This is a genomic window from Shewanella sp. 1311, from assembly GCF_059338235.1.
In genome coordinates, this window is record NZ_CM181686.1 from 1,842,698 (window position 1) to 1,856,502 (window position 13,805).

The window sequence follows — 13,805 nt, forward strand, 5'->3', positions numbered from 1 at the left end:
TTACGCAGCGTTATCGCGCCCAAGATCCCTAAATATAAAAATTGACGAGACTGTAAAAGTCTCGTCAATCAGTTTAATCGAATAAATGAAGCAAAGCTTACTCTGCCTCAAGCTTACCTTAGCGTGGCGCTGAAGTTAATAACCCGCGGCATGACCATCTTTACGGCTCTCAGAAGCGCCACGATACACGCCCGTTTCAGCATTAAATCCAATGGCTTGATAGCCGCCAAAATCGCCAAGGCCGTCACGCAGCACATGACCTTTCTTGATAAGCTCGCGGCGAGTTTCCACAGGGAAGCCCGATTCCAGACTGACGTAGCCGCCATCATTCATCACTTCGCCGGTGGGCTCAGTTGAACCCATATGCAAAATTCTGGGGGCATCGCCCGCTTCTTGCAAGTTCATTTGAAAATCAATCAGGTTCAATACAATCTGCGCGTGCATTTGTGGTTGAGTCGCGCCGCCCATCACCCCAAAGCTGAGCCAAGGTTTACCGTCTTTGGTCACAAAAGCAGGAATAATAGTATGAAATGGACGCTTGCCCGGTGCGTAGGTATTAAAACGCCCCTCAGTTAAATCAAACATTTGCCCACGGTCTTGCAGCACGAAACCGAGATCTGGCGGTGTCATGCCCGACCCCATACCACGGTAGTTACTTTGAATGAGTGACACCATGTTGCCGTCTTTATCGGCGGTGGTCAGGTACACAGTATCGCCACGTTGCAACGCAGGATTACCCGCATCGACACTCTTAGCCGCCTTGTTTAAGTCGATGAGCTTGGCACGGTCGTAGTTGTATTGCTGCGAAATCAGCTCTTTAACTGGCACTTTGTTAAAGGCCATGTCGGCATAAAACTTAGCTCTGTCGGCAAAGGCGAGTTTTTTGGCTTCGACAAATAAATGCACATATTCGGGGCTATTAAAGCCCATCGCAGCCACATTAAAGGGTTCCATGGTTTTTAAGATTTGTAGCGCCGCAATCCCTTGACCATTGGGCGGCAACTCCCATACATCGTAACCACGGTAGTTCACCGAAACCGGATCTATCCAGTCGCTAGTATGGCTCGCTAAGTCATCATAACTTAAATAACCACCTTGGGATTTCATGTACTTATCGATACTTTTGGCGATATCGCCTTTATAGAAAGCATCGCGGCCACCTTTGGCAATTTTCTCATAGGTATTAGCAAGCGCTGGGTTTTTAAAGATTTCGCCCACCGCTGGCATCTTGCCATTAGGCATATAAGTTTCTTTAAAACCAGGGAATTTTGCGAGTTTTTTACCGCTACCCTCAAGATAATAAGCAATCAATTCGGAGACAGGAAAACCATCACGGGCATAGTGGATTGCGGGCGCGAGATTATCGGCCATCGCTAATTTGCCGAACTTATTATGCAGTTCATACCAACCATCCACTGCACCGGGCACAGAAACAGGCAAAGGCCCAAGCGGTGGCAAATAGTCTAAGCCGAGGGATTTAAGCTTTTCTAAACTTAAGGATTTTGGACTGCGACCCGAAGCGTTAAGGCCATAGAGGCGTTGATCTTTCGCGCTCCAGACGATGGCAAACAAGTCACCACCGACACCAGAACCCGTTGGCTCGACTAACCCTAGCATGGCATTAGCGGCAATGGCCGCATCGACCGCACTGCCGCCCTGCTTAAGTATATCAATAGCGACCTGCGTGGCGAGTGGTTGACTGGTCGCCGCCATTCCATGGGTGGCATACACTTCTGAGCGCGTCGCGAAGGCTTTACCCGTGATCCTATCCATGGCCATCACTCCTGAAGACGATATTACCGTCGCCACTGTCACTAAGGTACAAATTGATTTTATTGTTTTTATCATAATTCCTCCCACTCTGGAGAAATTAAGGTAACAAGGATGGTCTAAAATATCACCAACCAATACCGCATAGACCCAAGTTAAACGTAAGCAAAAATGTCGTACTTTCGTTGTTGATAGCTTATCACCGTGGCATTAATACCTGACCGCTTAGATTTGCTCTGCACAATATCAATATACCTAAGATTCAAATAGTACCAGCGAGTGCGGCTCTGTCGTGACCCCGACTTTTTGACCGATAGTGAGCTGCATCATTTGGCTTCGCACTTCGACATAATAAGCATGGGAGGCGGCTTCAATCTTGACCCAGTAATGACAAAAGGCGCCTAAGAAACGCCGCTCTGTGATCGTGCCCACACCTTGCTCATCGGCGCTGAGCGTCAATTGCTGCGGGCGCAAGAATACCGTACCGCTGAACTCGCTCGGCAACCCTAATGGCGTGAGGCTGGTTAAATGACCGATAGGAGTGGCAACTCTGTGTCCATCGAGCACTGCGGCGGGTAAGTAATTACCGCTACCTAAAAAGTCCGCCACATAACGGCTGTTTGGCGCGGCGTATAAGGCTTCAGCGCTGCCATGCTGCACTATAATACCTTGATTAAAAATCGCCAAAGTATCAGCAAATACAAAGGCTTCATCCTTACTGTGGGTGACAAACACCGCGCTAACATTGCGCTGTTTCAAAATGCTGCGAATTTCCGCCATCATTTCGTAGCGCACTTGGGCATCGATATTAGAAAAAGGCTCATCGAGCAGTAATAACTGCGGCTCATAGGCAAGTGCCCGCGCAATCGAGACGCGCTGCTGCTGACCGCCAGATAACTCATGGGGATAACGCTGAGCTAAGCCTTCGAGTTTGACTAAGGTTAGCATGTCATCCAACCGAGTCTGACGCTCGGCTGCCGACAATTTAGCCACGCCAAAGAGAATATTCTCCGCCACAGTTAAATGAGGAAAAAGCGCATAGTCTTGGAAAATCATGCCGATACCGCGCTGCTCGCTAGGCACAAACTGGCTGTCGCCACTCACAACGCGGCCATTGATCTGAATTTCACCTTGGCTAATCGCCTGTAAGCCCGCAACCGCCCGCAACAGTGTGGTCTTGCCGCAACCGCTGGGACCTAACAGCGCAAGGATTTCCCCTTGGTCGAGAGCCAAGCTCAAGCCTTTGAGTACTTGCTGGCCCAGATAATCGCTATGAACTTGCATAAGTTTGAGCGTGTTTGTCATCAGCTGTGTTGCTCCAATGAACGGTTTAAATAAATCAGCGGCACTAAGCCCACCAGTACAATGACAATCGCGGCTAAGGCGCCGTGCTCGAGTTTTTCATCGGACACAAACTGGAAAACATAGGTTGCAAGGTTTTCAAAGCCGATAGGTCGCAGTAATAATGCTGCGGGCAGTTCCTTCATGCTTTCGATAAACACCAATAACGCGCCCGCAAACAATCCCTTACCAAGTAGAGGTAAATGCACTCTTTGCAGCAACTGCCGCGGACCTTGCCCCATAGTCAGGCTCACCATGTCCAGCGATGGCGAGATGCGTTTATAGCTACTTTCAACGCTGCCGATAGCAATTGCCACAAAACGTACGCAAAAGGCAAAAATCAACGCCACTACGCTGCCCGTCAAAATAAGTCCTGGGCCGTTTAAACCAAGCAGATCCGCTAGATCGTTAATCGCAAAATCGAGCATAGTGAGCGGCACTAATACGCCGATAGCGAGCACAGTGCCGGGCAAGGCATAACCCGTCGAGGCTAAACGTGAGGGCAAGGCATCACTGGCTCTTGGGCTTATGCGACGCACAAACATGAGTAGCAAAGCGATTAAGCAACAGATGAAGCTAGTGATTAGCGCAAGGCTGAGACTATTAAGGCTTAACTGCCAAAAGCTCTCATCCCAGCTTTGTTCAAAGTAACCAATGGCATAGGACAATAGAATCCCAAAGGGCAACAAAAAGGCTAATAGCAGCAGAGTGGCACAAAAGCTCAGTGCCACTGCGGTTTGCGCTGTCGAGAGTCGATACAAATCACTGGCTTGGATGCGCGATTGCTTTTGGAATAGCTGCTGTTTGCGACGGGCGAAACGCTCAAATCCAATCAGGCTAAACACCACCAGCAAGATAATCGCCGACAACTTAGCGGCGGCGGTCAAATTGCCATAACCCAACCAAGTGTCATACACGGCCGTGGTTAAGGTTGGCACGGCAAAATAGTTAACCGTCGCAAAATCGGCGGCGGTTTCCATCGCCACCAAAGCCACGCCAACCGCGAGTGCAGGCCTTGCCATAGGCAAAGAAAGCCGCCAAAAACTCTGCCAGGGTGAACAGCCCATAATGCGCGAAGCATGGGCCAAACTTAAGGATTGCTCCATAAAGGCGGTACGCGCCAAGAGATAAATATAGGGAAATAACACCAGCGACAACATGCACGCCGCGCCGCCTAAGGTGCGAATATCGGGGAAGAAATAATCCTGCGGTGAACTCCAGCCAAAAATCGTTCTCAAGCTGCGCTGCACTGGCCCCGCATAATCGAGCAAATCGGTATAAACGTAGGCAACAATATATCCCGGCATAGCGAGGGGCAGTAATAGCGCCCATTGCAAATAACGCCTACCGACAAATTCACAGCGAGCCATCAACCAAGCACAAGGTAACGCAAGTAATAACGCGCCCAAACTCACCCAAAAGATCAACAATAAACTGTTGATGATATAAGTCGGTAGAACCGTTGCCATCAAGTGGCCAAACACGGCTTCGTCAGGCTGCAAAGCTTGCAATATCAGTGCAACCAGTGGCAACACCAGTATGGTGGCGACCGCATAACCAGCAAGCGACCAGCTTCTGGCTAATCCTAAAATCATGTCAATCCTTAAAAAGTCACAGCGCCAATCAATGGCGCTGATAACCTAATCTGCAATTTTTCACTCGAACTTAAAGTAAAATGCTAGAGATCAAACTGCACTTCATCTAATAACTTAACCGCCGCTTGGTGATATTCGGCCAGTTTGAAAATAGGCAATTGATCCGACTTAAACTCGCCCCATGAAGCCACTAAGGTTGAAGGTGCCACATCGGCTTTCACTGGATATTCCATATTCACATCGGCATAGGCCTTTTGAGCCACATCGGCGGATAAGAATTCCATCAATTTGATCGCATTGGCTTTATTCGGTGCATGACGGGTTAATACCATACCAGACACGTTCACATGGGCACCGCGATCGGCTTGGTTCGGGAAGTTAATCGTCACCGCTTCAGCCCAGCTTTTTTGCTCTGGGTCTTGCATCATGTTGCCGTAATAATAGCTGTTACCGATGGCGATATCACATAAGCCTTCTTTTACCGCTTTCACTTGGGCTCTGTCATTACCCTGTGGCTTGCGCGCTAAGTTACTCTTCACGCCTGCCAGCCAAGTTTTCGCCTCAGCTTCGCCGTGGTGGGCAATCATAGATGCCACTAACGCTATGTTGTATGGATGCTTACCGCTGCGGGTACAGATTTTGCCTTTGTATTTAGGATCGGCGAGTTCTTCATAGGTGATTTGCTGCGGCCCTAAACGATCTTTCGCCGTATAGAGATTTCGCACTCGCATGGTCAGGGCGTACCACTGGCCGTCAGGATCGCGATACTGAGCAGGAATATTGCTTTCGAGTTGGGCATTTTTAACCGGTGAAGTCAGATCTTTATCGACTAATTCAACCAGACGTGAGAAATCAGAGGTCAGCACCAAATCTGCTGGGGATAAACGACCTTCACGGGCGAGACGCTCGGCAATGCCGTCTTTTGCAAAAACCAAATTCACACCTATGCCGGTTTCTTCGGTGAAACGCGTCAGGATAGGCTCCACCAAGAAGGCTTGGCGATAAGAATAAACTGTTAATTTATCATCAGCATTCGCCGAATGCCCAACCGACATTAACCCAACTACTGCTGCGCAAGTTACCCATTTCATTACCGATTTCTCCCCAAAGTGATGACGTGTTCAGCGAGTGTGAACATGGCTGCATTAATGATAATGCTTATCAGTTGCGCAAGAGTAATAGATAGATAAGTGGAGGGCAATAGTCTATTTAACTTTTTGTTTTTAATGAGTTTAAATTCAAAACTGGTGATTATCTCAAATCAAACTAAACTGAACCTTAATTTGCTTAAAATGCTTTGAGGAGGCGTTATGTTAACTGTTTTGCTGCTAGGCGTAGTCGCAGTGGCGCTATTTGGCTTATTTAAACTCAACACTGGCCACAAGCGGCATAAACACTATGCTAAAGCTGTCAATCAACACGCCGACGGGACTAAGCCGCATGCATCACAAACCCATCATTTTCACAGCGTAAGCATAGTGAATGACGGCAGTTGCTGTAAGCAAGTTGAAACATTCTCTGGAAAACGTTTTTTATCGAAGGATGCGCCGGAAATCCCGATGGAAGAATGCACTATGACCCACTGCCAATGCCGCTATCAACACCATGAAGATAGACGCCAAATAGGGAATGATCGCAGAGTCGAATACGGGGTCACGCGGGATTTATTCGGCGCTTTTGGAGAACAAAACCGCCGTGACAGACCAAAGGGAAGACGCGCAACCGACGGCTGAGCATCTTCATCCAATTACTGGGGGCGAGTTTGAATAAATGCGGGTAGATCACGCATCTCACTAAACCAAAGTGCCGTCGCTGGGGCAACCTTGCGCCAATCTAACTCTGGATGTCTAAAGTCCACATAATCAAGCAGGCAAATCAAGGCTAATTGCGGTGCCTGAATCGTGGTTTGGGTGATCACGGTTTGCAGCTCAACCTGCATAAGTCCACGCAGCAATGCTTGTTCAAAACGGGCCGTCCAAAAAGCCGATCTCACACCTTCATCTTCACGCATCTGCTCTTGGCGCAATTTTACCGCGCTATCGATTAAGCCTTTTATCAAGGAATACTGACACTCCAACACCCAGTTATGACTTGAGATCCCAAACATCTTACGATCGCCAAGCTCAGCATCTAGGTAACGCATAATCACTTCGCTATCAAATAGTGCCACGCCATCGTTGGTGATAAGACAAGGGATCTGTCCTAACGGGTTAGCATCGAGTAATTCAGCGCTGTTTTCAAAGGGATTGACTAGCAGCTCTTCAATATTGTTAATCCCTAAATACTGGATCAACGCTCTAACACAACGGGCATAGGGTGAAGCTTGAGAACTTAACAACTTCATCAAAAATTTCCTTTTATTTGCATTAAACGCTATGGCTATTAAGGGGTGAGAACAGTTTGCTCTCACCGCCTATATAAAATGGGATCACCAATATTTTTCTACGGTAATTTGTCCCGGAGCACGACGTAAATTCTTCACCAATCCCTTATCGAGTAAGGCACTTTGTGCGCCATTTATCATACCGGGATTGCCGCAAATCATGACTTGGGAATCAGCGGCACTTAAGGTTAATCCTGCCTTTTGCTCGATTTCACCCGAGACTATGCCCTCGGGAATACGACACTGCAATGCATCGGCCAAGGGTTCACGGGTCACACTCAAAACTAATATAAACTGTGCTGGGTATGTGCGTTCTAACTCACGCAGCTTATCAAGATACGCCAAATCCTGCGCCTCGCGCACGCCATATACAAGCACCACTTTTTCAAAACGCTCCCAAGGTTCATGGGTGTCGAGCATAGACAAAAACGGCCCTACCGCTGTACCTGTGGCCAAAAACCATAAGTGCTTGCCTTGGAGTTCACCCTTAGGAATTTCCGCTAAGGTCATGAAACCGGTCGCGGTTGAGGTGATTTCAATTTCATCGCCTATGACAAGGTTGTGTAATTGAGGCGATAACAGACCGTCCTCTACCGCAACGGCGAGCACTTCGGCATAGGGTTTATCGGGGGAATTTACTAAGGAGTAAGCTCTGGCAACACGCTTATCATCTTGCATTTGACTTAACTTGATAAACTGACCAGGAATAAATGGGGCTAACTCGGCGGCGATGCGCAATGAAAATAACTTATCGCTCCAATCAATACGTTCTATAACTTGTCCCCTAGTCCACATAACTTGCCCTCAAGCGAAACGTTAAATAGGCTTCCAGCATAGACTTTTTTCCGCATAACAAAAACCCCTTATGATAAGGGGCTTATGACGATAGAACCGAAAACAACAGAGCGTTAACTGGCACTCGATTGTGTCTCATCTGTCTTCTTGTTAAAGCTATCCCTAAAGGCCTGTAAACCCTCTTGCACTAAACCGTAGGTTTTATCGACACCATCGGCAATATCACCCTGCAATACTTTAAGACCAGACAGAATATCTTTCGCTTCTTTAAAGCCGTTATCAATTGCACCACCAATAATCCCCATAAAGCTATCGAGTTGATCGCTTAGACTCATACCCGAATTTTGTTGCTGGTGAATGCTAAAAAACTGCGTCGCAAAACTCACGATACGATCTGCAGTCGCTTCTGGCGACGTATCTACGCCATTATCGTAAGCAGTTTGAATCGCGTTCTCGCCCATAGTAGGCGCTAACTCTTTATTAATCGACTCTATCGCAGCGCGATAAAGCAAGGTCATAGACTGATCGCCTGACTTGATATTCACATCTTGCTGTGCCGATAGAATAGCTTGATTCATCAGCTGCTTACTCGTTTGCTGCGCGGTTTGTTTCGAGGTCACTTCGGTGGTTTTCGCGTCCTTCGAATCACCCACTTCGGTACCCTTAGGCGCCGTATTTTCAGCATATTTTTTCTGCGGCAAAGGGGTACTTTGCACTTGAGAGGGTTTATTGATTTCCATGATGACTATCCATTCAATTCGGGTCGACTTTATTATCGACCAAAATTTGACCAGCTTTAGTAATTTTTAGAATTGAAGTACCATCGTGACCACAAGGCCATGATAAGGCCCGTATAAATTGAGTGGGTTCATTCTTTATAAAGTGCATAAAGCGCCATCCACCCGCATGCAGATCATTACTATCGTCGAGCTTAGACAAAAGCTAATAGAAAAGGATGTTACACCATGGCAGCAGGCCGCAATTTGAGTCATTTCCGCTTTCACGTGTTTACACGAATGCTTAAGCGCACTACTGAGCACTATATGGGCATCAATATTAAACGCCTTAGTTTGCTCACTGGTCTTATTATCTTAACTTGCCTCAGCCTCGCACCGATTAGCCAAGCCCATGCGGAAAACAGGCTGATTATTTTAGTCAGACATGCCGAAAAAGCCGACACGCCAGCTAATGACCCGCAGTTATCACCCAAGGGGGAAATGCGCGCAACGTCACTGATCACCGCCTTGAGCCGCACGCCGTTGTCGCAACTCATCGCGACTCAATACCTGCGAACCCAGCAAACACTCGCGCCTATCGCCGAGGCTCGCCATTTGCCCGTGACGATAGTCGAAGCAGCAAAGCCTATCGAAGAACATATTCAGCAGATTGTCGAACAAGTGCATGCGGTACAAGGTAATACGCTCATCGCTGGTCATTCAAACACAGTGCCATTGATCATCAAAGCCCTGGGTGGACCTGAGATCCAAGCGATCGGCGAAGAGGACTACAGTCAGCTGTTTTTACTCTCTCTCAATGATGGCCAACCCGCAAGCTTGATCTCCACCCGCTACGGACAAGAATAAGGATAAATAACATGAGTGAACTCAATTGGTTTATGTGGGGACTCGATCTGTTTTCAGGACTGTTTTTGATCGTTATAGGACTCGCAGTACTCGCGGTTATTTACATGTATATCGCAGATAAAATGCAGACCAAACAAGCGGTAAGACATAACTATCCCGTGATTGGTCGTTTTCGATATCTGTTCGAAAAACAAGGTGAGTTTTTCAGACAATACTTTTTTGCCCAAGACAGGGAAGAATTGCCCTTCAACCGTGCTGAACGCAGCTGGGTGTACCGCGCCGCCAAAAATGTCGATAGAACCATAGCCTTTGGTTCTACTCGTCCCTTGGATACAGCTGGTACTATTATGTTTATGAATACCGCCTTCCCAACCCAAGATGAAGATATCACTCCTATTCATCCGCTGACGATTGGCACTCACTGTCGTCAACCTTATACGACTCAAGCCATTTGCCATATTTCAGCCATGAGTTTTGGCGCCCTATCTCGTCCAGCCATCACCGCCCTTTCCCATGGCGCAGCGCAAGCGGGTTGCTGGCTTAATACGGGTGAAGGCGGTTTGAGCCCATATCATCTCAAAGGTGGCTGCGATCTCGTCTTTCAAATTGGAACAGCAAAATATGGCGTTCGCAATGAACAAGGACATTTAGACGATGAAAAACTGAAAGCGATAGCGATTCATCCTGAAGTCAAAATGTTCGAAATCAAAATGAGCCAAGGCGCAAAACCAGGCAAGGGTGGCATTTTACCCGGTATTAAAGTGACCGCTGAGATTGCCCATATTCGCGGTATTCCAGAGGGGCACGACTCAATCAGCCCCAATGGCCACATCGAATTTAAGTCAGTAAACGATATTTTGGATATGGTTGAGCGAGTACGTGAAGTTACAGGTAAACCTACCGGCATCAAAGCCGTACTCGGCGATGTGCAGTGGCTGGAAGATTTATGTGATGAAATTGAACGCCGCGGCGAAGACTCAGCTCCCGACTTTTTCACCTTAGACAGCGCCGATGGTGGCACAGGCGCAGCACCGCAACCATTAATGGATTATGTCGGATTACCGCTGAAAGAAAGCTTACCTATCCTAGTCAATATCTTGATCCAACGCGGCTTGCGTAAACGCATCAAAGTCATCGCCTCGGGCAAACTGATCGTCCCATCCAGAGTCGCTTGGGCTTTGGCATTAGGCGCCGACTTTATCGCATCGGCCCGTGGCAACATGTTCGCCCTCGGTTGTATTCAAGCCTTGCAGTGTAATAAAGATACCTGCCCAACGGGTATCACGACGCACAATCCAAAACTACAACAAGGGCTAAATCCTAGGGATAAATCGACGCGGGTCGCTAGCTATAATCATAATTTACACCATGACTTAGGGCTGATTGCGCACTCTTGCGGTGTGACAGAGCCAAGACAGCTCAAGCCTTCACATGTACGAATTGTGCTCGATAGCGGCTTATCCATCTCACTCGACAAATTCTATTCGCACATGGATAAATAGCCGCGAACCCTTGCGGTTATTAGCCAGTACAACTTTTGTCTATATGGGTTTTACATCAGGTATATTTGAATGCGCATCACAAAAGAGGTAAGATTCGTGAGGTGAGGCGTTATTCAAATACCTTACCCACAATAGAACTTAAGGAAACACTTTGAAATCTAGCTTCGTAAGCCAACTGCCCCCCAGTAAAACTGTAAGCACGAGCTGTAAGAGCTGTAATCGCCTAACTGAGATCGAAGGCGAGCTTGTGTGTTTTCGTGAAGGACAGATCATCCGACTCACATTGATCGATGAGTCAGCGCCTAAATTGAATCTTTTATGCGAAGGTTGGAAAGCTGGCAAGCTGAACGGCGTAGCTTAATTCGGTAATATTTATCGAGAGTCGCATTTATCTAGAGTAGTTCTAGAGCAAAATCACTCTTCCTTGAGCATCGAGAATAGAAGCTCACCTCTATCCTCACACATTCTTATCTAACGCGTGCTTTCTAGCGCATGGTCTATGATTTTTAGCGCATGCTCATCATATAGTCACTTGTCGGCACGTTCATATCGCGGATCACACCCGCAAGTACCATCTCTGGATTGACCTTAGCCAAAGTAAGGCACCGAGTCGTCACCAGTAGGCCCGCATTCAATTCAGCATGAATACGTTGCAGCGAATCATAATCAACACCACGTTTTTTCAATGTCGCCATGATGGCATCCCAATCAGTGGCGACTTTTTCTTCTTTGCCTTCAATGTTAACTCTCAGTGCAATATTTTCCATGCCAGATCTCTTCCGATTGATGTGTTGGCATTTGAGTATAGAGAGCCAAAGCTGAATAAAGACTGAACTGTATTGCGCTATTAACTGCTCAGAGGAGTATGTTGTTGCTCATTTTGTATCCGCCATAATTTGGCATATAGACCATCTGCCAACAGTAAAGTTTGGTGATTGCCTTGCTCAACAATTTCACCTTGGCTCAAGACGACGATTTGGTCAGCATCGACAATAGTAGATAATCTATGAGCTACCACAAGGCTAGTGTGCCCTTTAGCAACTTCCCGCAGTGCCGATAAAATCGCTTGCTCGGAACGGCTATCGAGTGAAGATGTCGCCTCATCAAACACCAGCACGGGTGAGCCCTTCAAAATGGCCCTCGCTATCGCGACCCGCTGTTTTTCTCCACCAGAGAGTTTTAAACCGCGCTCACCCACCTTTGTATCCCAACCAAGGGTAAGCGATGCGATAAATTGCTCTAAGTGCGCCAGTTTAATCGCGTTACGCACCTCTTCATCCGTCGCGCCCGGTCGACCATAACGTATGTTCTCAACTAATGAATCGTTAAACAGTACTGTATCTTGCGGCACGATAGCGATGGCCCGTCGCAACGCATCTTGCGTCAGATGACGGATATCATGTCCATCGATTTTAATCGCGCCTTGGTCCACATCGTAAAATCGAAATAGCAGTTTAATCAGCGTCGATTTACCGGCACCACTATCGCCGACTACGGCCACTTTTTTTCCCGCTGCAACCTTAAAACTCACGTCCCGCAAAATTTGCCGCTCGTCGTAGCTGAAATTCACATTTTCAAATACCAGCTCGCCCTTGGTGGGCTGAAAATCGAGTGCTTGGGGTGAATCAACTATCATGGGATGTTTATCGAGCAGGCTAAACATACGCTCAATATTGGCTAAGGCGCCGCGAATTTCGCGATACACGAAACCTAAAAAGTTAAGGGGTAAAAAGAGCTGCATCATAAACGCATTAATCAACACAAAATCACCTAAGGTCATATCGCCATAGGTAACTCGGTAAGCCGCCAGCGCCATCATTGCTGTCATCGCCAGAGCGATAATCACAGCTTGCCCACCATTAAGCGCAAACAAAGATAAACGGTTTTTACGTTTAGCGACTTCCCACTGTTCGAGCGCTTGATCGTAGCGCTGCGACTCATACTTTTCATTATTGAAATACTTAACGGTTTCGTAGTTCAGCAAACTATCAATCGCCCGCGTATTTGATAAAGAGTCAGCCTTGGCGGCATCGCGTACGTACTCAGTGCGCCATTCGGTCGCAACCACAGAGAATATGATGTAGGCCAACACAGCAATAAAGGTGATTGCCGCAAACGCAATCCCGTAGTTATAGAAGAAAATGCCAATCACCATGACAATTTCGAGCAAGGTCGGCACTATGTTGAACACCATAAACCGCATGAGGAAACTCACGCCACTGGTGCCGCGCTCAATATCACGGGATAGACCGCCGGTTTTGCGCTCTAGATGAAAATCGAGATCAAGTCGGTGTAAATGGTCGAATACCGCTAAGCCTAAACGGCGGATCGCCCGCTCAGTCACCCGACCAAACAAGGTATCGCGGATCTCCCCCGTAATCACCGTCAGTAAACGAATCGCACCATAGGCCAACACTAATCCCACGGGCACACTAAGGGCTTGCGCGGTTTTATCGGCATCTAAGGTGTCGACCAAATGCTTCAAAATAAAAGGCAGAGCGACGCTGGTCAGCTTAGCGATGATGAGGCATGACATCGCCAGGGCAATACGGCCTTTGTATTCCAATAAGTAAGGCCAAAGCAGCTTCATGACGTGCCAGTTTAATTTATCGACTGGACCTTCAAAATATAACGTTGGGCGCATAGGACATAACCTTGAATTAGTTATGCTAATTGTAACAGTACAAACCAGACATAAGCTAAACGAAACGAGCAAAGCTTGAATAAAATCAATCAGATTTTCCTAACAGACAAATAGACTTATTCACGACACAATCCGTTGCTATTCTGATCCTATTAAAAGCTAAAACGTCATACTTACGCATTACACTGGCAT

General features: G+C 47.4%; 13 protein-coding genes. 4 read left to right on the forward strand and 9 right to left on the reverse strand.

The window, feature by feature from the left end:
* Positions 1-135 precede the first annotated feature (135 nt).
* From ggt to AC5YB3_RS08375, 4 genes are all read right to left on the reverse strand, one after another.
* Entirely contained in the window at positions 136-1,848 is a 1,713-nt protein-coding gene (gene ggt / locus AC5YB3_RS08360) for a gamma-glutamyltransferase (protein ID WP_494526935.1), read from the reverse strand.
* 177 nt (positions 1,849-2,025) lie between these two features.
* Positions 2,026-3,075: an ABC transporter ATP-binding protein gene (locus AC5YB3_RS08365; RefSeq protein ID WP_259567504.1), complete on the reverse strand. Its 1,050-nt coding sequence runs from the start codon at positions 3,073-3,075 to the stop codon at positions 2,026-2,028.
* Positions 3,075-4,706 carry an ABC transporter permease gene (locus AC5YB3_RS08370; protein ID WP_494526936.1) on the reverse strand — a complete coding sequence of 544 codons (1,632 nt, stop codon included), beginning with the start codon at positions 4,704-4,706 and terminating at the stop codon, positions 3,075-3,077. Before AC5YB3_RS08370 ends, AC5YB3_RS08365 begins: the two co-directional genes overlap by 1 nt.
* Positions 4,707-4,789: 83 nt before the next feature.
* Positions 4,790-5,797, reverse strand: coding sequence for a Fe(3+) ABC transporter substrate-binding protein (locus tag AC5YB3_RS08375; RefSeq protein WP_259583244.1), 1,008 nt, complete (start codon positions 5,795-5,797; stop codon positions 4,790-4,792).
* Positions 5,798-6,016: 219 nt separating this feature from the next.
* On the opposite strand from AC5YB3_RS08375, the gene AC5YB3_RS08380 reads away from it, so the two are divergent.
* On the forward strand, positions 6,017-6,439 hold the full coding sequence (locus AC5YB3_RS08380) for a hypothetical protein (protein WP_006080161.1): 423 nt from the start codon (positions 6,017-6,019) through the stop codon (positions 6,437-6,439).
* Positions 6,440-6,453: 14 nt separating this feature from the next.
* Here AC5YB3_RS08380 and AC5YB3_RS08385 read toward each other — a convergent pair whose 3' ends face one another.
* The 3 genes from AC5YB3_RS08385 to AC5YB3_RS08395 all read right to left on the reverse strand — a co-directional run bounded on the left by AC5YB3_RS08385 (position 6,454) and on the right by AC5YB3_RS08395 (position 8,624).
* Entirely contained in the window at positions 6,454-7,050 is a 597-nt protein-coding gene (locus AC5YB3_RS08385; RefSeq protein WP_006084149.1) for a glutathione S-transferase N-terminal domain-containing protein, read from the reverse strand.
* An 84-nt stretch (positions 7,051-7,134) separates the two neighbouring features.
* Complete coding sequence (locus tag AC5YB3_RS08390; RefSeq protein WP_006080159.1) at positions 7,135-7,884, reverse strand: ferredoxin--NADP reductase; 750 nt, start codon at positions 7,882-7,884, stop codon at positions 7,135-7,137.
* A gap of 113 nt (positions 7,885-7,997) precedes the next feature.
* Positions 7,998-8,624, reverse strand: a complete 627-nt coding sequence (locus tag AC5YB3_RS08395; RefSeq protein WP_063881730.1) for a DUF5610 domain-containing protein — start codon at positions 8,622-8,624, stop codon at positions 7,998-8,000.
* Between the two features lie 225 nt (positions 8,625-8,849).
* Between AC5YB3_RS08395 and AC5YB3_RS08400 the strand changes: the two genes are divergently transcribed.
* The 3 genes from AC5YB3_RS08400 to AC5YB3_RS08410 all read left to right on the forward strand — a co-directional run bounded on the left by AC5YB3_RS08400 (position 8,850) and on the right by AC5YB3_RS08410 (position 11,330).
* Positions 8,850-9,467, forward strand: a complete 618-nt coding sequence (locus AC5YB3_RS08400; protein ID WP_259514232.1) for a histidine phosphatase family protein — start codon at positions 8,850-8,852, stop codon at positions 9,465-9,467.
* Positions 9,468-9,478: 11 nt separating this feature from the next.
* A complete protein-coding gene (locus AC5YB3_RS08405; protein ID WP_006084153.1) occupies positions 9,479-10,969 on the forward strand; it encodes an FMN-binding glutamate synthase family protein in 1,491 nt (496 codons plus the stop codon).
* Positions 10,970-11,120: 151 nt separating this feature from the next.
* A complete protein-coding gene (locus AC5YB3_RS08410) occupies positions 11,121-11,330 on the forward strand; it encodes a hypothetical protein (RefSeq protein ID WP_006080153.1) in 210 nt (69 codons plus the stop codon).
* A gap of 145 nt (positions 11,331-11,475) precedes the next feature.
* On the opposite strand, the gene AC5YB3_RS08415 is transcribed toward AC5YB3_RS08410, so the two are convergent.
* Together AC5YB3_RS08415 and AC5YB3_RS08420 are read right to left on the reverse strand one after the other, a co-directional pair.
* Complete coding sequence (locus AC5YB3_RS08415; protein ID WP_006080152.1) at positions 11,476-11,736, reverse strand: hypothetical protein; 261 nt, start codon at positions 11,734-11,736, stop codon at positions 11,476-11,478.
* An 80-nt stretch (positions 11,737-11,816) separates the two neighbouring features.
* On the reverse strand, positions 11,817-13,613 hold the full coding sequence (locus AC5YB3_RS08420) for an ABCB family ABC transporter ATP-binding protein/permease (RefSeq protein WP_494526937.1): 1,797 nt from the start codon (positions 13,611-13,613) through the stop codon (positions 11,817-11,819).
* Positions 13,614-13,805 lie beyond the last annotated feature (192 nt).